Source organism: Novosphingobium sp. BL-S-21 (genome assembly GCF_055521655.1).
Map to the genome: position 1 here is coordinate 1281052 of NZ_CM145496.1, position 24541 is coordinate 1305592.

The following is a 24541-nucleotide window of genomic DNA, read 5'->3' on the forward strand; positions in this document are numbered from 1 at the left end:
TTCTTCAGCCCGGCTTGACCAGGGTAACTTGGGCGACGTCGATGCCGCCGCCCATGAAGCCGCCCTCGCAATACATCAGGTAGAAGCGCCATAGGCGTACGAACCGCTCGTCGAAGCCGGTGGGGAGCCGCCCTTCCGCAACGGCGGCCTCGAAGTTCCGGCGCCATTCGTGGAGCGTCCGGGCATAATCCAGCCCGAATCCCTGCCGGTCCTCCCACGATAGTCCGCGCTCCTCGGCCAGGCGGCGGAATTCCGGTTCGTGAATCAACATGCCGCCGGGGAAGATGAAAGTCTGGATGAAGTCCGCGCTGCGGGCATAGGATTCGAAGATGTCGTCGCGAATCGCGATGTACTGGATCGCAGCGCGGCCGCCGGGCTTGAGGTTCCGCGCCACGCAGTCGAGGAAATCGGGCCAGAACTGCCGCCCCACCGCCTCCACCATCTCGACCGAGGCAATGGCGTCATAGGCGCCTGCGACATCGCGGTAGTCCTGCTTCAGGAAATCCACGCGCCCGCCCGCGCCTTCCACTCGTCCGGTCCAGCGATCCCGCGCATAGGCGAGCTGCGCGTCCGAAAGGCTGATGGCATCGACATGCGCACCCTCGGTTTCAGCGAGGAAGGCGGAGAGCGTGCCCCAGCCGCAGCCGATTTCCAGCACGCGGCCGTCCTCGGGAATGGCAAGCCGGTGGGCGATGGCGCCGATCTTGTTCGACTGCGCGAGGTCAAGCTCGGTGACGAACTGGCTGAGCGCATTGGGGCCGCCCCCGGCGCGCGGATAGATCCCGCTGGAATAGAGCATCGTCTCGCCCAGCCATTGTTCGTAGAAGTCGTTGCCGAGGTCGTAGTGGACGTGGATGTTCCGCAACGAGCCGGAACGCGTATTGCGGTTCAGCCAATGCAAGGCCTTGGCCGCGATCCGCCAGGGTCCGCGCGCGCGGCCGACATTTCCCAGGCCCGCGGCATTGTCCATGAACAGCGCGAAGATCGGCACCGGATCGGGGCTTTCCCATTCCCCTTCGTCCCAGGCCTGATACCAGCCGACCGAGCCTGCCGTGGCGAGGCGCAGCAGCGCGCGCCAGCTATTGATCTGAACCACGGCTTCGAATCCCGGCGCCCTTCCGCCGAGAAGGCGAGTCTCGCCGCCGGGAAGGGTCGCCTCTATCGATCCGCGCTGGAGACCCTGATCGATCTTGTCGAGAACCCTCGACACACCGCCAGACCAGAGTTTTGCCAGCCACTGCGGGCCGACGCCAATGGAGCGGCCGCCGTCGACCAGTTCCTCACCCCTGCCTGGCGCCTGTGCGTTCATATCCGGGATATTATCCGGAAATTGGCCGCGGGCAATTGCTTAGAAACCCGCTCTCATCGGTCTTTCGCCTTCGTCCAGGCGGCCAGGGCCCGCTCGCGTCCCGCCCGGTGCTCGACGAGTTTGGCAGGATAGCCGCGAGGGCGTTTGTCCGACGCGGGATCATGGATATCCGCGTCGTCCAGGTCCGCAAGCTCGGGCACCCACTCGCGAATATAGGCGCCCGCGTCGAACTTCTCCGATTGGCTGAGCGGGGCCATGATCCGCACGAACATCTGCGCATCCACGCCCGAACCGGCGGCCCACTGCCAGTTCACCGCGTTGGAACCGTAGTCCGCATCGACCAGGGTATCCCAGAACCATTTCTCGCCTTCCCGCCAATCGAGCAGGAGATGCTTGATCAGGAAACTGGCGACGATCATCCGCACCCGATTGTGCATCCAGCCGGTGTGCCAGAGCTGGCGCATGCCGGCATCGACGATCGGATAGCCGGTCCTGCCCCGCTGCCAGGCAGCAAGATCCGATTCGGCCTGCTTCCCGGTCCGCCAGTGCAAGTGCGAAAAATCCTCCTTCGCGGAACGGCTGCCATATTCGGGGAACTGCAGGATCACGTTCTGCGCATAATCGCGCCAGCCCAGTTCGCCGAGGAAGGTCTCCACCGAACCCCCGGCATCGGCCACGGCATGCCAGACTTGCGCCGGGGAGATTTCGCCGAAGTGAAGATGCGGCGAAAGGAAGGAAGTGCCGTCGACCGATGGCAGGTTCCGCTGCGCTTCATAGGCGGAGGCTTCCTCTACGAAAGCATGGAGCCGCTTCTTCGCCCCATCCTCGCCCGGTTCCCACATCTCGCGCATGCCGCCCGCCCAATCGGGCTTTGCCGGAAGCAGCTTCCAGTCCGCGAGCCGATCGGACTTCGGCCAGTGCGCCGGTGCCTCGATCCTGGCGGGCCGGGGATGCGGTTCGACCGGCGGCAGGCGTTCGTGCAGCGCCCGCCAGAACGGTGTGTAGATCTTGTAGGGCCGTCCCGAACCGTTGATCACCGACCCGGCCGGCGCCAGGTAGTTGCCATGATGAAGGTGCAGATCGAGCACTTGCCCCACGGCCTTTTCGGCATTGCGCCACCAGGGTTCGTAGTGGTGCAGTGCGTGGACCGACACGGCCCCCACTTCCTCGGCCACTTCCTTCAGCACGTTCTCGCAGCGCCCCTTGCGCAGGATCAGACGCGAGCCCTTTTCCCGCAGCGCAGCGTCCAGGCTTTTCAGCGAATGATGCAGCCACCAACGCGATGCACCGCCCATGCTGCGATGCCTGGGCGTCTCGTCATCCAGGACATAGACCGGGACGACGGGGCCTTGGCTGGCCGCTTCGGCGATGGCAGGCTGGTCGGACAGGCGCAAGTCGCGCCGCAGCCACACGATGATGGGGGAATTCATGCTGCCGGAACGCTTGTCTGCCATGGGCGTTCCCTAAGCCAATGGCAGCCTCCTCCGAAAGACCGAACCTGCTGCGGCATCGCATCGATCCGCGCAAATCCCTCATCGCCGCCGCGACCTGCTGGACGGCTTTCGCCTTCTTCGCATGGGCGGTGCCGGCCGGACGTACGACGCATTTCGACAGGATCGGCGTGATGTTCTGGCGCGCGCAGGATTTACGGCCGCTCGGCCCGACCTGGCTGCTGGAATGGGTGCGAGATCTCACCGCAATGGGCGGATTCCTGCAACTGAAGCTCTACACGATCATGGCGGTCGTGGCGCTGTTCTGGCTCCGCTGCCGGCGCGAAGGCGTTCTATTGGCATTGACCGTCATCAGCGCCAGCCTGGTCAATCTGGGGTTCAAGGCGCTGTTCGGCCGGCCTCGGCCCGAGATCGTGCCGCACCTGACCTCGGCCGGCGGGGCTAGCTTTCCCAGTGGGCACAGCTTCAATGCCGCTTCTTCGTATATCGCGTTTGCCCTGGCTTTTGCCGCACTGAGTCCGCGAGCCTCGCTGCGCCACACGCTCATCGCCTGCGCCATGATCCTGAGCCTTGCGATCGCCTGGAGCCGGGTATGGCTGGGCGTCCACTGGCCAAGCGACGTCATGGCCGGATGGCTGGGCGGCGCAGGCTGGGCCTTCCTGGCCAGCGCGCTGCTCTATAGACCGGCCGTCACCGTGATCCATGCCGCCGACGACCTCGCTGACGCCAAGAGCTGAGTCCCTGGTTTCAAGGCACGGTCCAGGTCTGCCCGCGGGCCAGCAATTTGCCGAGATCCGCCGTCTTGCCCGCGATCAGCCCCTGCCTTTCGGCCACGACCGCGCTTTCGAACGTGGGCGCGGGATCGTCGAGAATCACGCCCAGCGCCATCGGGAACGGACCGAAGGGCATTTCCACCAGCATGTGGGCCAGAGTGCGGTTGCGCACATTATGCCGCAAGACCCCGGCTCCCTGCCAATCGCCGTCAACCACGTCGACAGCTTGCAGCGACAGCGTCTCGGGATCGAGCGCCAGGCCGCGGGTCTCCTTTGCATAGAGCAAGGGCTCTCCATCCCGGCACTGGACCTGCATATCCGCAGCGACCGCCTTGTCGGTGAAGTCGTCGAAACGGTCCTTGTTGTAGACGATGCAGTTCTGGAAAATCTCCATGAAGGCCGCACCCTTGTGGCGATAGGCGGCCATGAGCACCTCGGAGAGATCCTTGGAGACATCGTAGCTGCGCGCCACGAAACGCGCACCCGAACCCAGCGCGAAGGCGCAGGGGCTGGCGGGCCGATCCACCGATCCCGCTGGCGAGGTCGGCGAAGGTGTGCCGGGACGACTGGTCGGAGAATATTGCCCTTTCGTCAGGCCGTAGATCTCGTTGTTGAACAGCATGATCTGGCAATCGAGATTACGCCGCAGCACATGCATGGTGTGGTTGCCCCCTATCGACATGCCGTCGCCGTCGCCGGTGACCAGCCAGACGTCGAGCTGCGGATTGGCCAGCTTGATGCCGGTTGCCACGGCGGGTGCGCGGCCGTGGATCGAATGGAAGCCATAGCTCTCGACGTAGTAGGGAAAGCGACTGGAACAGCCGATGCCCGAGACGAAGACCGTGTTCTTCGGGTCTGCTCCCAGCATCGGCAAGGTCCGTTGCACGGCCTTCAGGATGGCATAGTCGCCGCAGCCGGGGCACCAGCGCACTTCCTGGTCAGTCTCCCAGTCCTTAAGCGTGGTCTCGATCGGGGTCATGTCGTTCATGAGGGCATCTCCGTTCGAAAGTCTCAGGGCTGCTCGATCTCGGGAGCGGGAAGCTGGGTCTCGTTGACCTCCACTTCGCCGCCCTCGTTGCCGGCGATGCCGTCGAAGAACCGGGCAATGGCCGACTCCAGTTCGGCGATGGCAAAAGGCTGGCCGCTGGTCTTGTTCAGCGGCACGGCGTCGACCAGAAAGCGGTCCCGCAGCAAGGTCTTGAACTGACCCGTGTTCATTTCCGGCACGAGCACATGGTCGAAGCACGCCAGCAGTTCGCCGAGATTGCCGGGCAGCGGCCAGATATGGCGAACCTGGGCATGGCTGACGGCGTACCCTTTCTTCCGCGCGCGGCGCACGGCCTGATGGATCGGGCCGAATGTGGAGCCCCAGCCGATGACGAGCAGCGTGCCCTGCGCTTCGCCCAGGCAGATTTCCTGAGGGGGAATGTCGGCCGCAATGCCGTCGATCCGGGCCTTTCGCGCATCGGTCTGGGCCTGATGGACATCGGGAGCGTAATCGATATTACCGGTATCGACGGCCTTCTCGATGCCGCCGATGCGGTGCATGAGACCGGGCGTGCCCGGCCTGATCCACGGCCGCACGCCGCGCTCGTCGCGCTTGTAGGGCAGCGCCCGCGACTCGCCGTTGGGCTCTTCCAGAAACGCCACGGGGAAAGAGGCAAAGCCGGCCGGATCGGGGACTTTCCAGGGCTCGGAGGCATTGCCGATATAGCCGTCCGTCAGCAGGATGACCGGCGTCATGTAGCTGGTGGCAATGCGGCAGGCCTCGATCGCACATTCGAAGGCGTCGGCCGGGGAGCAGGCCGCGATCACCGGCAGCGGCGCATCGCCGTTGCGCCCGTAGACCGCCTGGTAGAGATCGGACTGCTCGGTCTTGGTCGGCAAGCCCGTCGAGGGCCCGCCGCGCTGCGAGTTGACGATGACCAGCGGCAGTTCGGTCATCACCGCCAGCCCCATGGCCTCTCCTTTCAATGCGATTCCGGGCCCGGACGAGGACGTAACCCCCAATTGCCCTGCGTAACTCGCGCCGATGGCGGAGCAGATCGCAGCGATCTCGTCTTCGGCCTGGAAGGTGGTGACCCCGAATTCCTTCATCTTGACCAGATGGTGCAGGATCGCGGAGGCCGGTGTGATCGGATAGCCGCCGAAGAACATCGGCAACCCGGCAAGCTGGCATCCCGCGACAAGGCCGAGGGAGATCGCCTCCGCGCCGGTGATCGTGCGGTAGAGTCCCGGCGCGCTCGGCACCGGGTCGATGTGCTGGCGCTTCAGCGGACCGGCCAGTTCAGCCGTCTCTCCGTAAGCATGCCCGGCATTGAGCGCGGCTACGTTGGCCTGCGCCAGGACCGGGTTCTTCGCGAACTTGGCGTTCAGCCAGTCGATCAGCGGCTGCCGGTCGCGGTCGAACATCCAGAGCGCCAGGCCGAGCGTCCACATGTTCTTGCAGCGCAGCGCTTCCTTGTTGCCCAGGCCGAAGGGCTTCACCGCCTCCAGCGTCAGCGCGGAAATGTCAAAGGCCAGCACGTCCCATCGCGCGAGGCTGCCGTCCTCCAGTGGATTGGCCGCGTATTTCGCCTTCTCCAGGTTGCGCTTGCCGAATTCCCCAGTGTCTACGACGACCATGCCGCCGGGCTTGAGCGCATGGATATTGGTGTTGAGCGCGGCGGGGTTCATGGCGACGAGCACATCCGGCGCATCGCCCGCCGTGGTGATCTCACTGGAGCCGAAATTGATCTGAAAGGCAGAAACTCCGAACAACGTGCCTTGCGGGGCGCGGATTTCGGCCGGGAAGTCCGGGAAAGTCGCCAGGTCGTTTCCGGCCAGGGCGGTGGAGAGGGTAAACTGGCCTCCCGTCAACTGCATGCCATCGCCCGAGTCGCCGGCGAACCGCACGACCACGGCTTCCACCGGCGAAGCCTCGGCCTCAGGATCGCCCCCTTCCAGCGGCGCGCGTTGCCGCGCCGAATCGCCAACCGATGAGATCGTCGCCATCATCGTCTCTCCCGGGAAGGCCGGTCTGACGCCGGCAGCATTTGTTTCCCGTTCACCAGACTATGCTGGCTTACTATCGGTGCAAACCGGAAAAATGCCCGGCGCGGCAGACCGCGCGCGGCGGCGGATCAGATCCCGGATCGGGAGCCGATCATCGGTTAGCGGACTGGGAACCATAGATCGCGCTGGCATTGCGCGAGCGCTTGGGCCATTCTACGGCCATGCGCTCCGGTAATCCCGCCGCCGATTTCCGAACCTCGCTTCTCCCAACGATCATGGAATACCGTTCACCGATGAAAGACTTCGCGTCCCTGCCCTACCGCCCCTGCGTCGGCGTCATGCTCGTCAATTCCGACGGCAAGGTCTTCGTCGGCAAGCGGATCGACACCAAGGAAGGCGACTGGTGGCAGATGCCCCAAGGCGGCGTCGACGATGGCGAAGACCTCAAGGCCGCCGCCCTGCGCGAGCTTTGGGAGGAAACCGGCGCGACCGAACAGCACGTCACCATGCTGTCCCAGACCCGCGAAGAGCTGTTCTACGACTTGCCGGACGAACTCATCGGCAAGCTGTGGAAGGGCAAATACCGCGGCCAGCGCCAGACCTGGTTCCTCGCCCGATTCGACGGCAGGGACGCCGACATCGATCTTGAAGCCCATACGCCGGCAGAATTCGCCGACTGGAAATGGATCGAGCCGGAACTGCTGCCCGACCTGATCGTGCCGTTCAAGAAGCGCGTCTATCGCGCCGTTCTGGAAGAATTCCGCGCGCTGATCTGATTCGCGCGTCGATCGATCGGGCTGACCGGCCCGATCGAACCTGCTCCTGCCGAGAAATCAGTTTTCGGAAACGACCGGCTTGGGCGCTGTCGCTTCGGCAGTCATGACCCGAGTCGCGGGAACTTTGGCGATGGCAGCGGCGAGCTTTTCGGTCTCCGCGCAATCCTTGCCGCAAAGCGTCTGGAGCCGCGCCAGGTTGCGGCTCGCTTTGTCGGTCGCGCCCTTTTCCGCCAACGCCATGCCTTCGCCCGCCAGAGCCGCGACATTGCGCGGATCGCTGGTCAGCGCGACGCGGTAGTAATGCAGCGCCTTGCCCTGAAGCCCCTGCTTGCGCGTGGCATCGGCCAGGGCCAGCAGGACGGGAACGCTGCCGGGTTCCACGGTGAGAGCGGCTTCATAGGCATCGATGGCGCCATTGACGTTGCCCGCGTCGACAGCAGCGCGCCCTTCGGCCATCAGGGTCGCAGCGCGGGGATCGAGCGCCGCGGCGGGCTCGGACAGGATGGCGCTGGAAGAGATGGCAACAACAAGGGATAGAGCAATCGCGGCAGGCGTGTAACGCATCAAAATGTCCTTGGCCGAGGGCTTCGTCCTCATCATGACGCCGACGCTATCACAGCCGTTCGAAGCGCGCGACGAAAAAGCCATCGGTCCCGTCGTGCCACGGCGACAGCCTCAGCCCGGCGCCGCGCCGGGTGCCAACTGGCAGGACGGGCGCTGCCGCCTGCCATCCGGGATTGCGCTTCAGGAAGCCATCGGCCTGGTTTGCGCCTTCCTCGTCCAGCAGCGAACAAGTGACGAAGACCAGCCTTCCTCCCGGCCGCACCAGCTGCGCGGCCACGTCGAGCAGACGGGCCTGCACGGCCGTGTAGCGGGCCAATTGCGCTTCGGTGAGTCGCCAGCGCGCCTCGGGATTGCGGCGCCAGGTGCCGGTGCCCGAGCAGGGCGCGTCGACCATGACCGCATCCGCCGATTCCGCGAAGCGCTGGAGAGCCTGCATTTCCTTGTTGGGATCGAGGAGAACGGTTTCGATCCCGGTCGCCCCCGCGCGCTCGGCTCGCGGGGGCAGGCGCGAGAGGCGGGTCCGGTCGGCATCGCAGGCGATCAGAACACCGCGATTTTCCATGGCCGCTGCCAGAGCCAGGGTCTTGCCCCCTGCCCCGGCGCAAAGATCGATCACCGTTTCGCCGGGCCTTGCGGCCACGACTTCGCAGGTCAGCTGAGAGCCGGTGTCCTGAACTTCGATGGCGCCCTGGAGATAGGCTTCGGTCTGCTCGATGCGGGTTTCGGGAGGATAGCGCCAGCCGTGGGCCGCTTCGGAGCGCTCCCCGCCCTCGGGAAGATCCAGGTCACCCTGGCGGAGCGTATTCACGCGGATGTCCAGCGACGCGCGACCCAGCAAGGCTGCCGCGTCGTGTTCGGAGACGCCGCTGCCGGCAAAGCGCTCGACCAGCCAGCGCGGGGCGAGCCCGGCTTCGGCCACCGGCTCGTCTGCAGCGATAGCGGCGGGCGCATGTCCCTCGCCATCGAACAGCGCGGCCAGTCCCGGATCTTCGGCCGCGACGCGAAGCATGGCCGCGCGCCCGGACTCCGGAATCTCACCGCATACGCGTATCGCCCGGTAGGCCAGTTCGCGCACGGCACGGCGATCCTTGCTGCCGGCAAAGCGGCGCGCGCGAAACCAGTCTGCGATCAGTCGGTCGGCCGGCGCTCCGCCGGCACGCGCGGCGTCGATCACGAGATCGAGGATCTCGATCGCCGCCTGAACGCGCGCGCCCGGTGTCATGCCCTTGTGCCGCCCTGCGCGATCAGCGCGACGGGTAGTTCGGCGCCTCACGCGTGATCGTCACGTCGTGGACGTGGCTCTCGCGCAGGCCGGCATTGGTGATGCGCACGAACTGCGCGCCCTTGCGCAGATCCTCGATCGTGGCCGAGCCGGTGTAGCCCATGGCCGCCTTCACGCCGCCGACGAGCTGGTGAATGACGTCCTTGGCGGGACCCTTGTAGGCAACCTGGCCTTCGATACCTTCGGGAACCAGCTTCATCTGGTCCTTGATGTCGCCCTGGAAATAGCGGTCGGCCGAACCACGGCCCATCGCGCCCACCGAACCCATGCCGCGGTACGACTTGTAGGCACGGCCCTGGTAGAGGAAGGTCTCGCCCGGCGCTTCCTCGGTGCCGGCCAGCATCGAGCCGACCATGATGGTCGATGCACCGGCGGCCAGCGCCTTGGCAGCGTCGCCCGAAGTGCGCAGGCCGCCGTCTGCAATCACGGGGACGCCCGACTTGTCGGCCTCTTCGGCGGCATCCATGATCGCGGTAAGCTGCGGCACGCCGACACCGGCGACGATGCGCGTGGTGCAGATCGAGCCCGGTCCGATGCCGACCTTCACGCAGTCCGCACCCGCGTCGATCAACGCGCGCGCCGCTTCGGCGGTGGCGATGTTGCCGGCGATGACCTGGGCCGAGTTCGACAGCTTCTTCACGCGCTCGACCGCGAGCGCCACGTCCTTGTTATGGCCGTGGGCGGTGTCGATCACCACGACGTCGCACTCGGCGGCCAGCAGCGCCTCGGTGCGGGCGAAGCCCTTGTCGCCCACCGTGGTGGCGGCGGCGACGCGCAGGCGGCCGGCGGCGTCCTTGGTGGCGTCCGGGTAGGTGACGGCCTTTTCGATGTCCTTCACGGTGATGAGGCCGACGCAGCGGAAGTCGTTATCGACCACCAACAGCTTCTCGATCCGGCGGGCGTGCAGCAGGCGGCGCGCCTCGTCCTGATCGACGCCCAGCTTCACCGTGGCGAGATTCTCATGCGTCATCAGCTCACGCACCGGCTGCGCCGGGTTGGCGGCGAAGCGCACGTCGCGGTTGGTCAGGATACCGACCAGCTTGCCCGAATTCTCCACCACCGGGATGCCGCTGATCCGGTTTGCGAGCATGATGGCCTGCGCTTCCCCAAGCGTGGCATCGGGCGAAATCGTGATCGGGTTGACGACCATGCCGCTCTCGAAGCGCTTCACGGCACGGACCGCCGCGCACTGTTCTTCGATCGTGAGATTGCGGTGCAGCACCCCGATGCCGCCCAGCTGCGCCATGACGATGGCCATGTCGGCCTCGGTCACGGTGTCCATCGCCGACGAGATGACGGGGATGTTGAGCGCGATGTCGCGCGTGAGGCGGCTGCGGGTATCGGCCTGCGTCGGGACGATGTCGGACTTCGCGGGACGAAGCAGTACGTCGTCGAAAGTAAGTCCGAGCTGGATATCCATGAGCGCCACCATAACCTTTACCGGGGAGAATCGTGGCGGCCCATGTAATCAAAGGGGGGCGTCAGGGCTAGAGCCTTTTCAAGCGGGGCTTCGGGCCGGGACGAAACGGCTCACTTGCGCTTCTTCTCCCCGCCCGCGACGGGAGGCCCGACCGGATTGACCGGCACGCGGCGCAAATCGCCGAACCACCGGCCGAGCGCCGTCAGCATCTTCACGTCATCCACCGCCCCGCCCAGTTCGAGTGGATGATCCATATGCGCCAGGTCGTCGCTGGGCCGATGGTAGTCGCCATCGAAAAAGGCGCGCATGCGGGCGATGTCGCCATAGGCCGTCGTCACCATGACCGCTGGAATGTCGTGCTGGATCAGGGCCCAGCCGTCTTGCCGCTTGAGGTATTCATTGGCGTCGTCACCCGCGCGCAGCTTGAAGCGCTCTGCCTTGGCGACCTTCGCGATCTCCCCGTCCAGTGCCGTCATGCCCCGCCCGACGATGGCGAAGGGCGTGCCGCGCGGGGCAATGGCGATCGAGTCTATATTGAAGGCGGCAACGATGCGCTCGGGCGGCAGCGGCGGATTTTCCGCAAAGGCATGGGCGCCAAGCAGACCGAGTTCCTCGGCCGTGGTGGCCAGGAAATAGACGTCGCGATCGAGCTGCGGCCCGCGCGACAGGCGGCGTGCCACTTCGGTAAGCGCGGCCACGCCGCTGGCATTGTCGATCGCGCCGTTGCAGATCACGTCCTCGGCCGGTGCCTCGCCGCATTCGCCGAAGTGATCCCAATGCGCCAGGAACAGCACGGCGCCCGAATCCGGTCTTCTGCCGGGCAGCTTGCCGATCAGGTTGTGGGTGTGGATCGTGGTTTCGCGGGTTGTCGCCTCCAGCGAGGCGGTAAGGTCCAGCGTCAGCGGCACGAAGTCCTCCTTCGCGGCAGCCGCTTCGAGACTGGCGAGCGAACGGGAGGTACCCTTGAGCAACGCCGCCATGGCCTCGCGCGTGATGAAGGCTTCCAGATCACCGCCCAGCGCATCGTCGGACAGGGCATAACCCGTCCGCTTGCGCCGCGCCGCGACCTGCTCGAGGCTGCGGTCCCCGTCGAGCACGGTCAGCACCGCCGAAGCGCCGAGCGCCAGCAGGTCGTTCTGCCGCTCTCCGTCGGGCGTGTCGCCATCGAGCACGACGGCGACGCGGCCCGCCAGTTCGTTGCGCGTATAGTCCCGGCCCCGCCCCTTGCCCAGGAACAGCATAGGCACATTGCGCACGAGGCTCCGCTTGCCCGAAGTCAGCACCAGCACGCCCTCGGGCGAAACGGTGCTGCGCGCGCCCTTGCGCAGGAAGCGCGCCATCGAAGAGGAAGGCTCCCGCGCGACAAGGGTGACCGGGGCGAACCATTCGTGACCCGGGTCGTTGGTGCCCGAAACCAGGCCAATGTCGAACCACTGCTTGCCGAGATAGCGCAAGGTTTTGGCCTCGCCGTCCGTGCCGGGCTCGCGGCCGTCGAAATCGTCGCTGGCCAGAACCTCGATATGGGCGCGTAGGCGCGAGGCCAGTTCCTGGTCGGCGCGGGAGATCGCGGAAAGCAGAGGATTGCTGCTCAACAGCAGTGCGCCGAGCGCCACCGCGCCGGCCGCACGGGCCAGTGCCGCCCGATATCCCCTGTCGTATCCCCTGTTCATCGCGTCGCTGCCTATACGATGGAATTCGGCCGGCTGTTACATTTTCTCGCAAGTGTCCGAACAGGAAGACACTTTTGTGGCCGCAAGGCAACGCCGGAACAACTTGCCCGAAATTCGATTGAACAGGCCTTAGGCCTATGGCTAGTCTGGAGCGCCCTGCTCCGGATCTGCGTGCAAGGCGGCAGGCCTGTTCGGAAAGGATCACATACGATGCGGCTCGACGAGTTCGACCCTGACAATATCCGGGTCAGCCAGGGTGGTCGCAGCTTTCCAGGAGGACGCGGCGGCAAGATGGGCTGCGGCTCGCTGGTCATCGTGCTGATCGGCGCACTGGTCTTCGGGGTCGATCCCGGACAGATGCTCGGCACTCTGGACAGCGTCCAGCAGCAGCAGGCGCCCAGCCAGATCGAGCCCGGCCAGCCGAAGGATACGTCCTCCATCTGCCGTGAAAACGCCTATTCCCTGGAATCCTGCAACGCCCTGTCCTCGCTGAACAGCACCTGGCAGCCCTTATTCCAGAAGGCCAACATCGCCTTCGACCAGCCAAACCTGCACTTCTACAACGGCTCCGACCAATCGGGCTGCGGCGCCGCGCAAAGCGCGATGGGCCCGTTCTACTGCCCCGCAGACCAGGGCATCTACATAGACACCAGCTTCTATGACGAACTCGACCGCAAGCTGGGCGCCAAGGGCGATTTCGCTCGGTACTACGTGGTCGCCCATGAGTACGGCCACCATATCCAGCATCTCCTCGGCCTCGATGCCCAGGTCCGCCGCGCCCAGCGCCAGAACCCGCAGCAGGCCAACGCCTTGCAGGTGGGCATGGAGCTTCAGGCCGATTGCTATGCGGGCGTCTGGGCAGGCCGAAACAAGGACCGCATTGAGCCCGGCGACATGGAGGAAGGCCTCACCGCTGCCAGCGCCATTGGCGACGATACGCTGATGAAGAACGCCGGGCAGCGCGTAAGCCCCGAGAGCTTCACTCACGGCTCCAGCGCCCAGCGAATGCAGTGGCTACGCCGCGGTCTGGAGACAGGGAACGAGGACGCCTGCGACACGTTCAACCAGAAGTAAGACGAACCGAGGCTGGCGTTTCCCTCCTTCCCCGTGGGTGCGACCGCGCCGCCCCGGGTAACAGGAGGAAACTATGCGCCCCATTCTGATCATGGCCGCCATGGCCGGAACGCTGGCGGCCGGCGCCGCCGAGGCGCGTCAGGACAAGCCGATCACCAGCAACGAACCCAGCGCGGTGGATATCGCCAAGACGCCGGTGACCGACCTGAATCTGGAAAAGACCGACATTCCCCCAGTCCTCATCACCGCCATCAAGAAGCCCTACGATCTCAGCGCCATGCGCAGCTGCAAGCAGATCGGCGCGGCGGTGACCGAGCTGGACGGCATCCTTGGCGACGACATCGACCTGCCGCAGGACGCACGCGACCGTGTCAGCACCGGCCGCATGGCGAAATGGGTCGTCAGCTCCTTCATCCCCTTCCGCGGTCTGATCCGCGAAATCTCCGGCGCCAACGCGCAGGAGCGTGCTGTGCTCGCGGCCGTCCAGGCCGGCGTCGCCCGTCGCGGTTTCCTCAAGGGCGTAGGCGCCGAGCGCGGCTGCAAATATCCAGCCTCACCTGCCACGGCCGCGGTCATCCAGGCCAAGGAACTCAAGCAGCATCAGGAAGACGCCAGGAACGGCGACAAGAAGGATGCCGCGGCTGACGACAAGACGGCCGCAAAGGATGGTGTCGCCTACACGGCGCAGCCTGTGGTCCAGAAGGTTCCGTGAACCCGGAAACGGCGCGGCGGCGGCGGATGGCCCGTAAAGCCTCTGCCGCCGGGCGTGTTCAATCCGCCTCGCCGATCATCCCGGCCCGGGTCGCGGCCATCTCCTTGTCGAGTTCCGCAACGATCTGATCGCGCACCATGGCGTCGAGCGCGCGGTTCGACGCCACCGAGGCACGCGCCGAAGACATGGCCTGGATCGCGGCATTCATCGCCTGGCGCGGCGCGCCGGTGCAGACGTGCTTGCTCGTCCCTTCCGGATTTCCCCCCGATGCCGGCTTACGATCGGCCGGGCAGGTGCTGTCGATCGTGATCGTCTTCTGCACCTGGCGGCGACCGCCCTCGGTCTTGTGCAGGATGCGAATAGTCTGGATCCTGCCGTCGGCGCTGGTGGTCTGCTCCACCACCGGGACGTTGCGCATGCGTTCGGCCATCGCCGCCCGGTAGTCGCGCGTCGCGGCCCGGCGAACCGCGTCCATGCTCTCGTGCGAAGGCGGGGCGGGCGGGGCTGGAGGAACGGGCGTTGCAGGCGGCGTAGGCGGCACGTCCAGGCGGCCGAACTGCTGGGGCGCCGTTGCAGCGGACCAGGGGACCGGAGGGGCTTCCGGAACGCTCATGGCCTGCGGAGCGGGCGGCTGCGGCGGCTCGGGGGGGACCGGCCAAGCCTCGGCCTCGTGGGATGACGGCACAGCCGGCGCGGCGGGGACCGCGGGCACAGGCGCGTCTCCCGGAACGTAGAGCGCTTCCGTGGCCGCTTCCGGTACTACCGGCACGTCCTGGTCATCCATGGCCGCATAAGTGACGGTTGCCGTGCAAGGCACCGCGACCACCGCAAAAGCGAACAGGCTTCGCGCCATCACGCGCCGGGTCGGCGAGACGTCCATGGTGCCCAGCGCCTTGAGACGCTGGATGATCGGCTTCTCACCTGCCAAGGCCCCGGCGATCGGCGCGGCCAGTGTCAGGCGCGTACCTGCGGTGAACGATGCGATCACGCGGCCATAGCGCGCGCGAACTTCGCGGTCGCAACCGGCCATGACACGCGCATCGCAGGCGGCTTCCTGGTCGGCGCGCAGCGCGCGCCAGGCGGCCCAACCCAGCGGATTGAACCAGTGCAGCGCGAAGAGCGGTTGCAGCACCATGAGCGCCAGAAGGTCGTTGCCGGCGTGATGCTCGAGTTCATGGGCAATGGCGAAATCGGAGCTTTCCGAATCGACCGTCGCCAGGAAACCTTCCGGGAGGGCCACGATCCGGTCCCGCACTCCGAACGCCAGCGGCGCGGCGGCGGCCGGGGTCTCGACGATGCGAATATCCCCGGCGTGGGCCACCTGGCGCGCATCGATCAGCAGTTCCGCGCGCATCAGCCGATAGTTGCGAAACCGCTGCACCAGGAAGATCGCTGCGCCTGTCAGCCAGATCGCCAGCAACAGCGAAACCCAAGGGATTTGCGTGAGCACGCCGGGATCGACAGCGCCGGTTGTCGCATCGGAAACGGGTATGTCCAGCATCGTGGCAGCCGGATCGATGACCGGTGCCGGCATCATCGGTTGGGCTGCCGCCGTCACGGTCTCGATGGAGACCTCCGGCCGCGCGAATATGCTGCGCGGGAGGGCGAGCGGCGGCAAGACCAGCCGCAGCACCGGCAATGCCCAGAGTGCATAAGCGGCCGCGGGGCCGAACCAACGCGAAACCGGGCGGCGGACCAGCAGGACCAGTGCCATCAGCGCACCGGTCATCACAAGCGTATCGGTAAGCCATTCGATCATGACTTCAGCTCCTTCAACAGGGCTTCGATCTCGGCAATGTCATCTTCGGTCAGAGCGTCGGATTCGGCAAGATGCGCGAAAAGCGGTGCGGCGCGGCCGCCGAACAGGCGGTCGACAAGGCGGCGGCTTTCGCTGCCGACGTAGGATTCGCGGGCGACGCGGGGGGAGTAAAGAAAGCGCTTGCCGTCAGGCTCGGTGGCTAGAGCCTGCTTCGCCACGAGGCGGGACAGCAGCGTCTTGACGGTGGCCAGGCTCCAGCCTCGCGGGGTGCAGACCTGTTCGCATACTTCGGCGGCGGTAAGGGGGCTGCGCTGCCACAGCACCTCCATTACCGCATGTTCGGCATCCGAGATACGCTCGGGCTGTTCAGGGGACTCGGACACCGCGGCCTCCATCGTTTACATACGTAATCGACTACGTCTGTAAACATGAACGCCAGATGAACGTGTCAGCGCGACAGCTTGCGGAGCGACATCGCCAGCATGATCAGGAAGACGCCGCGAACCACGAGGCTGATCATGATGATTACCGCCAGAAACGCCAGCCCGGTCGCCGGGTTGGAGAACAGCAGGATCAGGCCGAGCACCAAGTCAAGCACGCCAAGGAACAGCCGCCAACCCCGATCCATCCGCGCCTTCAGCGCGAAGGCGATCTGGAATCCGCCTGAAATCACCAACCAGGCGCCGATCGCCCAGACCAGCGAAAGGGCGCCAGCCACGGGGTTGAGAATGGCGAAGATGCCCGCGATCAGCGCCAGAAGGCCAAGCAGGACTTCCACCCAGCGGGCGCGCTGCGACAGGGAGGTCCAACCGGAGGCGATCGCCGCAATCCCGTAGATCACCAGGACTACGCCGATGAGCAGTCCGGTCGCCACGCCGGCGACAAGCGGATTGGCAATGACGATCAGCGCGATCAGCAGCAGAAGCAGGCCGTAGGCTAGCACCCAGCCCCATGCCTTCCCGCTGGCTTGGGCCAGAGTATTGACCAGGGGATCGTTCTCGACGTGCGGTTCGAGTAGCGGATCCATTTCGGTGCGAGTCATGCCCCTGCCTCCAGCGTTGTCAGGTATTCCCGCTGGACAATGCACGAAACCCGGTTCGGTTTCGGCACCAAGGTGCAATTGTGAACGCAAAAAGGGCGGCGCACCTTCCGGTACGCCGCCCTTTGCAAGTCATTCCGACGAAGCGGATCAGTACACGCGAGCCTTGGGCTTGATGTACTCGATGTCGTCAGTGAGCGTATATTCATGGACGGGACGGTAATCGAGACGGACTTCACCGCCCTTGCCGCCCCAACCGTTGAACCAGCCCACGGTGTGCTTCATCCAGTTCGCGTCGTCGCGGTTCGGGAAGTCCTCGTGCGCGTGAGCGCCGCGGCTTTCCTTGCGTGCCTGCGCGCCATGCAGCGTGACCGAAGCCTGCGAGATCAGGTTGTCCAGCTCCAGCGTTTCCACCAGGTCCGAGTTCCAGATCAGGCCGCGATCGGAGACCTTGATGTCCTGCATGCGGTCATAAGTCTTGGCGAGCTGGTTCTTGCCTTCGACCATGAGTTCGTCAGTGCGGAACACCGCGGCGTGGCCGGACATGGTACGCTGCATCTCGGTGCGTACTTCCGCCGTCGACGAACCGCCGTTGGCATTGCGGAAGTGGTCGAGACGGGTGAGCGCCAGATCCGCCGAATCCTTGGGCAGTTCCTGCTGGGCAGCGCCCGCCTTGACGATTTCCTTGAGGCGGTGGCCGGTGGCGCGGCCGAAGACCACGAGGTCGATCAGCGAGTTCGAGCCCAGGCGGTTGGCGCCGTGGACGGAGACGCAGGCCGCCTCGCCCACCGCGAAGAGACCCGGCACCACGGTGTCCGGATTGCCGTCCGGACCGATGGTGACGACTTCGCCGTGATAGTTACAGGGAATGCCGCCCATGTTGTAGTGCACGGTCGGCACGACCGGCAGCGGCTGGCGGGTAAGGTCCACGCCTGCGAAGATCTTGCCGCTTTCGGTGATGCCCGGCAGACGCTCCGCCAGCACCTTGGGATCGATGTGATCGAGGTGCAGGTAGATATGGTCCTTGTGCGGGCCGACGCCGCGGCCTTCGCGGATTTCCAGCGCCATCGATCGCGAGACGACGTCGCGCGAGGCGAGGTCCTTCGCGGAAGGCGCGTAACGCTCCATGAAGCGCTCGCCCTCGGAGTTTGTGAGGTAGCCGCCCTCGCCGCGCGCGCCTTCGGTGATCAGCACGCCCGCGCCGTAGATGCCGGTGGGGTGGAACTGCACGAATTCCATGTCCTGCAGCGGCAGGCCGGCGCGCAGCACCATGCCGCCGCCGTCTCCGGTGCAGGTATGGGCCGACGTGGCGGTGAAGTAGCTGCGCCCGTAGCCGCCGGTGGCAAGCACGACGGCCTGCGAGCGGAAGCGGTGGATCGAGCCGTCATCCATGCAGAGCGCGATCACGCCGACGCACTTGCCGCCGTCCATGATCAGGTCGATCGCGAAGTATTCGATGAAGAAGTCCGCATCGTACTTCAGCGACTGCTGGTAGAGCGCATGCAGCATGGCGTGGCCGGTACGGTCCGCGGCGGCGCAAGTGCGCTGCACCGGCGGGCCTTCGCCCATGTTCTGCATGTGGCCGCCGAACGGGCGCTGGTAGATCGTGCCGTCGGCATTGCGGCTGAAGGGCACGCCGGCGTGCTCGAGTTCGTAGACCGCAGCCGGAGCTTCGCGCACCATGTATTCGATGGCGTCCTGGTCGCCCAGCCAGTCCGATCCCTTGACGGTATCGTACATGTGCCAGGTCCAGTGGTCCGGCGTGTTGTTCTGCAGCGAGGCGGCGATGCCGCCCTGCGCCGCAACGGTGTGCGAGCGGGTGGGGAACACCTTGGTGATGCACGCGGTCTTCAGGCCAGCTTCGGCCGAGCCCATCGTGGCGCGCAGACCCGATCCACCGGCGCCGACGACGACGGTGTCATAGATGTGGTCGATGATCTTGTAGGCAGGGGCGGACATCAATGGGCTCCCAGCGCGAGGCGGATGACGCAGAACGCGCCGAAGGCGATGCCGCCGCAGGCAGCAAGGTTCAGCGCGGCAATGCAGGCGAACTTGTTGGCGTGATCGTGGACATAGTCCTCGACAAGAACCTGGAGACCGATGCGCGCGTGCCAGAACGTCGTGACGACGAGCAGGATCATCATCACGGCCGGGACCGGACGCGCCATCCATTCCGCGACCGACGCATAGGTCAGGTCAGGAAGGAGAAGGATCGAGACGGCCAGAAACAGCACCGAAAGCAGGTTGCCGATGGCGGTGAAGCGTTGCATCAGCCAGTGATGAACGCCGGTCTTCGCCGAGCCGAGGCCGCGAACGCGGCCGATGGAAGTTCCGTTACCCATGTTTCCCGTTCCTCAGCGAAGCAGCAGGATCGCCCAGAAGGCGACGGTGGCGAGCACGCCCAGGATCGGGCAGACGATCGACCAGGTCTTGTTCGTCTTGAGTTCGAAGCCGCCGCCCACGTCGAGCACGAAGTGGCGCAGGCCGCTCATCATGTGGGTGAAGAACGCCCAGGAGATGCCGACGAGGACGATATAGCCGATCGGCGTCGTCATGACCTTGCTGAAAGTCTCATAGGAGGCCGGGCCGCCCGCGAGAGCGCCGAGCCACCACAGCAGAACGCCGAGTCCGGCGAACGCCATTCCGTCACCAGTCACGCGGTGCAGAATCGAGACGAACATGTGAGGGCCCCAACGCCAGATCTGGAGATGGGGCGAAAGCGGACGGTTCCTGGTGCCGTCTTTGGCCATGGCTCTTTCGAATCCCTTTTGCCTTGTGCAGCAGCCCGAGGCTGCCCCTGTCGAAAGTCCCCTTAGACAAATCACCGCTTGGCGCAAGTTCTGCGAAGCACATCGCGGATGCATCGCACACAACAGCCTGCTACCCCCCTCTCGCTCGCGGCGCGCTCAGCTCGTCGTGTGGTCGAACCGCGGGCCGCGCCTGCCACTGGCCTTGCGCGCATCTCGGGATTAAAGCGCAAGACCATGACCCGCCTGCCAATCATCCTCGCCGCCGCGCTTTCGCTCATGGCATGCACCTCCTCCCCTGGCAGCGCGGACGCCCCGGCGACCTCGGATCGCCGGGAAGCGTCAGGCGCGCCGCAAACCGCCGACGGCGCCCGGCTCGCCGCGGCCTGCAAGGGGAAGGAAGGCTGGGGCGATCCCGCGCCGCCTGCACATCTGTTCGGCAACAGCTGGTATGTGGGTACATGCGGAATTTCGGCCATTCTCGTCACGGGCCGTGAAGGCCATGTGCTGATCGACGGGGGAATTCCGGAAGCCGCCCCCCTGGTGCTCGCCAATATCGCCGCGGCCGGCTTCAAGGCGAAGGACGTGCGCTGGATCCTCTCCAGCCACGAGCACTTCGATCATGCCGGCGCTCTGGCGGCTCTCCAGCGCGCCACCGGCGCACGCGTCGCGGCCCTGCCCGCGGCCGCCGAGGTTCTGGAAACTGGCAAGCCCCCTGCCGCCGATCCGCAATTCGGTCAGCTCGATGCATTTCCTCGCCTCCACGTCGACCGCCGCCTGGCCGACGGGGAACGCGTGACGCTCGGCGACATCACTCTGGTCGCCCACGCTACGCCGGCCCATTCCGCTGGCTCGACCAGCTGGACCTGGCGCACCTGCGATGACAACCGCCAGTGCCTGACGATCGCCTATGCCGACAGCGTCAGTGCGATTTCCTTCAAGGGCTATCGCTTCAGCGACCATCCCGAGCGCATCGCCGGGGTCCGTCAGGGCCTCGCGCGGGTAGCCGACCTTCCCTGCGACTTGCTGGTCACCCCGCATCCCGGCGCGAGCGACCTGCTTGCGCGGTTTGCCGGCACATCCCCGCTTGTCGATCCCACCGCCTGCCAGCGCTATGCGGCCGGCGCCACTGCCCGCTTCGATCAGCGCCTCTCGCAAGAGGCCGCGGACGAAGCGAAGGAGACCCGTTCGTGAGTTGGAAAATCACTGCCTACGCCCCGCGCACCGTCGTCGAAGGCGCTCTTGTCGCGCATGAGGACGCATTCGACTGGGATCCGGACATCGTGCTTTCGGGAAGCGAAATCGCGGAAGACAAGCCGGACGACTGGCAACTCGAAGCCTGGCTCGGCCATGAGCCCGGCGAGGCGGACCGCGCGGCGATCGCGGCGTTGTTCCAGGGCGAAGTGCCGGAATTCATCGTCGAGGAACTGCCGGACACCGACTGGCTGGTAACCAGCCAGCAAGGGCTGGAGCCGATCCGCGCCGGCCGTTTTCATGTCCATACGCCCGATCACCCTGCCCTCGACGAGCCCGGCGTAGTCGATTTCACGATCCCCGCCAGCCAAGCTTTCGGCACGGGCCAGCATGCGACCACGGCCGGATGCCTGGCCATGCTCACGCACATGAAGGCGCAGGGCCTCATCTTCCGGAATCACGCCGACATCGGCACCGGCACCGGTCTGCTGGCCTTCGCGGCCATGGCGCTCTGGCCCCGCGCCCGCGCCACGGCCAGCGATATCGACCAGGTCTGCGTGGGCGTGGTGGAAGACAATGCTGCGGCCAATGGCGTGAAGATGGGCCCCCGCGGAGGCGAACTGGTCATGACCATCGCTGACGGCATGAATCATCCACTGATCGCCGCGCGCGGCCCTTACGACCTGATCATGGCCAACATCCTGGCGGGCCCCCTGGTTTCACTGGCCCCGGACTTTGCGCAGTCGCTGGCGCCAGGCGGCAGCCTGGTCCTGGCAGGGCTGCTCGAGACCCAGGAAGACGCGGTGCGCCGTGCCTGCCGCCGCGCGGGACTTCGGCTGGCCGGGCGCCTGGTGAATGGTGACTGGTCGATTCTCTGGATGCGCGCGCGCCGCAGGTGACGCGCAGCTGACCCGAATGCGCGGCAAAATGCCCTCTGCCGCGCAGGGAACTGCGTCCCCTTCAGAGCATTCCTGGATCCGCCGCGCGAACCCCACTCATCCGAAAGAGCCAAAAGCTACCCCTGAAAGTTAATATGGGTAAACCGGCTATGGATAGTGCAGTAAGAATTGGTTTTTCGGTTTATTGTGTAATTTCATAAAATTACGTACATGCGCGTAATTTCGCGTTAACCATGCCTGGTTACGTCGAATTAAGGGTTTACACCAAGAATTAAGGCCAAGGGGGGCTGGTAACAACAGCTCAAGAGGCCAACATGCTTCAATCTGAACTCGATCGGCCCAAGGCCGTCGTGGGACCCCTGGGGGAAGCTCTCGACAGGGGCAGCTTGCCGCCGCGCAGTACGTCACGATGGGTCGTTCGCCGCAAGGCGGAAGTCGTTGCGGCGGTGAACGGCGGACTGCTCACGATCGCGGAAGCCTGCGACCGCTATGACCTCACGCTTGAGGAACTGGCATCCTGGCAGCGAGCGGTCGAACGCGAGGGCATGGCGGGGCTGCGCGCCACCCGGGTACAACACTATCGGCACCTGCACGAACAGCAGGCTCGCCGCATCTGATCAGAAAGGGGAACCGGCGGCATCTGTCCACCGGTTCCCCTTTTCGATTCTGCCCGGTTTGCGCCGCGGTCCGCGGCGATTCATTAGCTAGCCGGCCGCCTGTACAATCCGCGCCCATTCGGCTTCGTCGATCACTTGGATCCCCAGGTCCGCGGCCTTTTTCAGCTTCGAACCGGCCCCCGGCCCTGCCACCAGCAGGTCGGTCTTGGCGGAAATCGAACCAGCGGCCTTGGCCCCGAGCCTTTCGGCCTGGGACTTGGCCTCATCACGGCTCATGGTTTCCAGCTTGCCGGTAAACACCACCGTCTTGCCGGCCACTTCGCTGTTCACCGTCTCGACCACATAAGGCGGCGGAGAAACTTCCGAGAGCAAGTCCTCCCAGACTGCGCGGTTATGCTCCTCATGGAAGAAGTCTCCCAGCGCTTCGACCACGGCAGGGCCGATACCGTCGATCGAGACCAGTTCCGAATAGGCATCGCTCCCGGCGGCCGCCGCCTCCTCCCCGTCCCGCACCTGGATCGCCTCGGCAACGATCCGAAGGTCCGGCAGGGTCTCGAACCGCTTCATCAGGTCGCGCGCCGTCACGGCGCCGATATGGCGTATGCCCAGGCCGAAAAGGAGCCGCGCCGCATCGGGGCGACGTTTGCTTTCCACGGCCGCCAACAGGTTGTCCACAGACTTGTCCTTCCACCCGTCGAGCGCGAGAATATCCTCGCGGCGCTTGCGCAGGCGGAAGATATCGGCCGGGCTTTCCAGCCAGCCTTTGGCGAAGAACTCATCGATCGTCTTTTCGCCCAGACCCTCGATGTCGAGCGCCCCGCGGCTGACGAAATGCTTGAGCCGCTCCGTCCGCTGGGCCGGGCAGATGAGCCCGCCCGTGCAGCGCACGTCGACTTCGCCTTCTTCGGCCACCGCTTCGCTGCCGCACTGCGGGCAGTGATCGGGGAACCGGAACGCCGGGCGTTCCTCATCGCGAGTCGCGTTGTCGACCACCTGGGGAATGACGTCGCCGGCACGCTGCAGCACGATACGGTCGCCGGGGCGAACGCCGAGCCGGGCAATCTCGTCGCGGTTGTGCAAGGTCACGTTGGTTACGGTGACCCCGCCGACCAACACCGGCTTTAGGCGGCCGACCGGGGTGAGCTTGCCGGTACGGCCGACCTGGATATCGATCGATTCCAGCAGTGTCTCGGCTCGCTCGGCCGGGAACTTGTGCGCCAGTCCCCAGCGCGGCGCCTTGGCCACGAAGCCGAGGCGCTGCTGCCAGTCGAGCCGGTCGACCTTGTAGACCACGCCGTCGATCTCGAACGGCAAGGACGCGCGGCCGTCACGAATCGCGCGATAGGCCGTCAACATCTCCTCCACCGAATGGCAGAGGCGGAATTGCGGCGAGACCGGCAGGCCCCAGGATTCGATCTTGCGGATAACCTCGTGCTGGCTGGCGCCGGGAACGTCACTCGCCGCCCCCCAGCCATGGGCCCAGAACCGCAAGGGCCGCTTGGCGGTGACACCGGCATCCTTCTGTCGGAGCGAACCGGCAGCGGCATTGCGCGGATTGGCGAACTGGCGGACCTTGGTCTCGTCAAAGGCTTCGCCCTTGGTTTCCGCCAAAGCGCGGGCCTCGGACATCAGCGTCTCGTTGAGCGTCCGGAAAGCCGCCTTCTCCATGTAGACTTCGCCGCGAACTTCAAAGACCTCCGGCACGTCGTCGCCCCGCAGTTCCTGCACGATATCCGCGATATGCGCGACATTGGGGGTCACATCCTCGCCCACTTGTCCATCGCCGCGCGTCGCTGCGCGCACGAGCTTACCATGCTCGTAGCGCAGCGAGCAGGACAGGCCATCGATCTTGTCTTCCGCCGTCAGCAGCACCGGCTCCTCGGCGGGCAGCGACAGGAACCGCCGCACGCGGCCGACGAAATCGGCCACTTCCTCGTCGGTAAAGGCATTGTCGAGGCTCATCATGCGAACCTCGTGCGTTACTTTCGAGAGCGGCGAGGCAGCCACTTCGTGACCGACCTTGTTGCTCGGACTGTCCGGACGCGCGAGATGCGGGAACGCCGCTTCGAGTTCGGCATTGCGGCGAACCAGCGCGTCGTACTCCGCGTCCGAGATCTCGGGCGCGTCCTCGGCATGATAGAGCCGGTTGGCACGGCTGATCTGGCGCGCCAGGCGCATCAATTCGTTGGCGGCTTCGGCTTCACTGGTCTCGGACTGGGTCATGCCCGTGTGATAGGACAGACCGGCGCGGGTTGGAATTC

General features: G+C 65.6%; 22 protein-coding genes. 7 read left to right on the forward strand and 15 right to left on the reverse strand.

All coding sequences use genetic code 11. The features are described 5' to 3' along the window. Positions 1-4: 4 nt before the first annotated feature. Complete coding sequence (locus ACZ1J6_RS14420) at positions 5-1309, reverse strand: class I SAM-dependent methyltransferase (RefSeq protein ID WP_465128168.1); 1305 nt, start codon at positions 1307-1309, stop codon at positions 5-7. Between the two features lie 53 nt (positions 1310-1362). Continuing rightward, positions 1363-2739 (reverse strand): cryptochrome/photolyase family protein, encoded by a 1377-nt coding sequence (locus tag ACZ1J6_RS14425; RefSeq protein ID WP_465128248.1) that lies wholly within the window; start codon positions 2737-2739, stop codon positions 1363-1365. Between the two features lie 41 nt (positions 2740-2780). On the opposite strand from ACZ1J6_RS14425, the gene ACZ1J6_RS14430 reads away from it, so the two are divergent. Continuing rightward, positions 2781-3497: a phosphatase PAP2 family protein gene (locus ACZ1J6_RS14430; protein WP_132263753.1), complete on the forward strand. Its 717-nt coding sequence runs from the start codon at positions 2781-2783 to the stop codon at positions 3495-3497. A 10-nt stretch (positions 3498-3507) separates the two neighbouring features. On the opposite strand, the gene ACZ1J6_RS14435 is transcribed toward ACZ1J6_RS14430, so the two are convergent. Further along, positions 3508-4521, reverse strand: a complete 1014-nt coding sequence (locus tag ACZ1J6_RS14435) for a 2-oxoacid:ferredoxin oxidoreductase subunit beta (RefSeq protein ID WP_132263755.1) — start codon at positions 4519-4521, stop codon at positions 3508-3510. A 23-nt stretch (positions 4522-4544) separates the two neighbouring features. Beyond that, positions 4545-6527 carry a 2-oxoacid:acceptor oxidoreductase subunit alpha gene (locus tag ACZ1J6_RS14440; protein ID WP_465128169.1) on the reverse strand — a complete coding sequence of 661 codons (1983 nt, stop codon included), beginning with the start codon at positions 6525-6527 and terminating at the stop codon, positions 4545-4547. Between the two features lie 293 nt (positions 6528-6820). Here ACZ1J6_RS14440 and ACZ1J6_RS14445 point away from each other — a divergent pair, with 293 nt between their 5' ends. Next, positions 6821-7303, forward strand: a complete 483-nt coding sequence (locus tag ACZ1J6_RS14445) for an RNA pyrophosphohydrolase (protein ID WP_465128170.1) — start codon at positions 6821-6823, stop codon at positions 7301-7303. 57 nt (positions 7304-7360) lie between these two features. Here the strand turns inward: ACZ1J6_RS14445 and ACZ1J6_RS14450 are convergent, their stop codons facing one another. From ACZ1J6_RS14450 to ACZ1J6_RS14465, 4 genes are all read right to left on the reverse strand, one after another. Then, positions 7361-7903: a tetratricopeptide repeat protein gene (locus ACZ1J6_RS14450; protein WP_132263758.1), complete on the reverse strand. Its 543-nt coding sequence runs from the start codon at positions 7901-7903 to the stop codon at positions 7361-7363. Between the two features lie 13 nt (positions 7904-7916). Further along, complete coding sequence (locus ACZ1J6_RS14455) at positions 7917-9089, reverse strand: RsmB/NOP family class I SAM-dependent RNA methyltransferase (RefSeq protein WP_465128171.1); 1173 nt, start codon at positions 9087-9089, stop codon at positions 7917-7919. A 22-nt stretch (positions 9090-9111) separates the two neighbouring features. After that, a complete protein-coding gene (gene guaB, locus ACZ1J6_RS14460) occupies positions 9112-10569 on the reverse strand; it encodes an IMP dehydrogenase (RefSeq protein ID WP_132263761.1) in 1458 nt (485 codons plus the stop codon). A gap of 110 nt (positions 10570-10679) precedes the next feature. Next, positions 10680-12239 carry a M28 family peptidase gene (locus ACZ1J6_RS14465; RefSeq protein WP_465128172.1) on the reverse strand — a complete coding sequence of 520 codons (1560 nt, stop codon included), beginning with the start codon at positions 12237-12239 and terminating at the stop codon, positions 10680-10682. A 210-nt stretch (positions 12240-12449) separates the two neighbouring features. On the opposite strand from ACZ1J6_RS14465, the gene ypfJ reads away from it, so the two are divergent. Beyond that, the gene (gene ypfJ, locus ACZ1J6_RS14470; RefSeq protein WP_431566696.1) at positions 12450-13313 is read left to right on the forward strand and encodes a KPN_02809 family neutral zinc metallopeptidase; all 864 of its coding nucleotides are present in this window, start codon (positions 12450-12452) and stop codon (positions 13311-13313) included. Between the two features lie 73 nt (positions 13314-13386). Then, on the forward strand, positions 13387-14025 hold the full coding sequence (locus tag ACZ1J6_RS14475; RefSeq protein ID WP_243654104.1) for a hypothetical protein: 639 nt from the start codon (positions 13387-13389) through the stop codon (positions 14023-14025). A 58-nt stretch (positions 14026-14083) separates the two neighbouring features. On the opposite strand, the gene ACZ1J6_RS14480 is transcribed toward ACZ1J6_RS14475, so the two are convergent. The 6 genes from ACZ1J6_RS14480 to sdhC form a co-directional block, all read right to left on the reverse strand. Next, entirely contained in the window at positions 14084-15784 is a 1701-nt protein-coding gene (locus ACZ1J6_RS14480; RefSeq protein ID WP_465128173.1) for a M56 family metallopeptidase, read from the reverse strand. Next, positions 15781-16179, reverse strand: coding sequence for a BlaI/MecI/CopY family transcriptional regulator (locus ACZ1J6_RS14485; RefSeq protein ID WP_134095343.1), 399 nt, complete (start codon positions 16177-16179; stop codon positions 15781-15783). Before ACZ1J6_RS14485 ends, ACZ1J6_RS14480 begins: the two co-directional genes overlap by 4 nt. Before the next feature lie 53 nt (positions 16180-16232). Then, positions 16233-16826, reverse strand: a complete 594-nt coding sequence (locus ACZ1J6_RS14490; RefSeq protein WP_465128174.1) for an HdeD family acid-resistance protein — start codon at positions 16824-16826, stop codon at positions 16233-16235. A gap of 147 nt (positions 16827-16973) precedes the next feature. Beyond that, positions 16974-18782, reverse strand: coding sequence for a succinate dehydrogenase flavoprotein subunit (gene sdhA / locus ACZ1J6_RS14495; RefSeq protein WP_132263771.1), 1809 nt, complete (start codon positions 18780-18782; stop codon positions 16974-16976). Beyond that, positions 18782-19165, reverse strand: coding sequence for a succinate dehydrogenase, hydrophobic membrane anchor protein (sdhD, locus tag ACZ1J6_RS14500; protein ID WP_132263773.1), 384 nt, complete (start codon positions 19163-19165; stop codon positions 18782-18784). The genes sdhA and sdhD overlap by 1 nt, the downstream gene beginning before the upstream one ends. A gap of 12 nt (positions 19166-19177) precedes the next feature. Continuing rightward, positions 19178-19573, reverse strand: coding sequence for a succinate dehydrogenase, cytochrome b556 subunit (sdhC, locus tag ACZ1J6_RS14505; protein WP_132263774.1), 396 nt, complete (start codon positions 19571-19573; stop codon positions 19178-19180). A 234-nt stretch (positions 19574-19807) separates the two neighbouring features. Between sdhC and bla the strand changes: the two genes are divergently transcribed. The 3 genes from bla (at position 19808) to sciP (ending at position 22280) form a co-directional block, all read left to right on the forward strand. Then, on the forward strand, positions 19808-20764 hold the full coding sequence (gene bla / locus ACZ1J6_RS14510) for a subclass B3 metallo-beta-lactamase (RefSeq protein WP_465128175.1): 957 nt from the start codon (positions 19808-19810) through the stop codon (positions 20762-20764). Beyond that, positions 20761-21663, forward strand: a complete 903-nt coding sequence (locus tag ACZ1J6_RS14515) for a 50S ribosomal protein L11 methyltransferase (RefSeq protein WP_465128176.1) — start codon at positions 20761-20763, stop codon at positions 21661-21663. Before bla ends, ACZ1J6_RS14515 begins: the two co-directional genes overlap by 4 nt. Positions 21664-21977: 314 nt before the next feature. After that, entirely contained in the window at positions 21978-22280 is a 303-nt protein-coding gene (gene sciP / locus ACZ1J6_RS14520; protein ID WP_132263779.1) for a CtrA inhibitor SciP, read from the forward strand. Positions 22281-22367: 87 nt separating this feature from the next. On the opposite strand, the gene ligA is transcribed toward sciP, so the two are convergent. Next, positions 22368-24503 (reverse strand): NAD-dependent DNA ligase LigA, encoded by a 2136-nt coding sequence (gene ligA, locus ACZ1J6_RS14525; RefSeq protein WP_465128177.1) that lies wholly within the window; start codon positions 24501-24503, stop codon positions 22368-22370. Positions 24504-24541 lie beyond the last annotated feature (38 nt).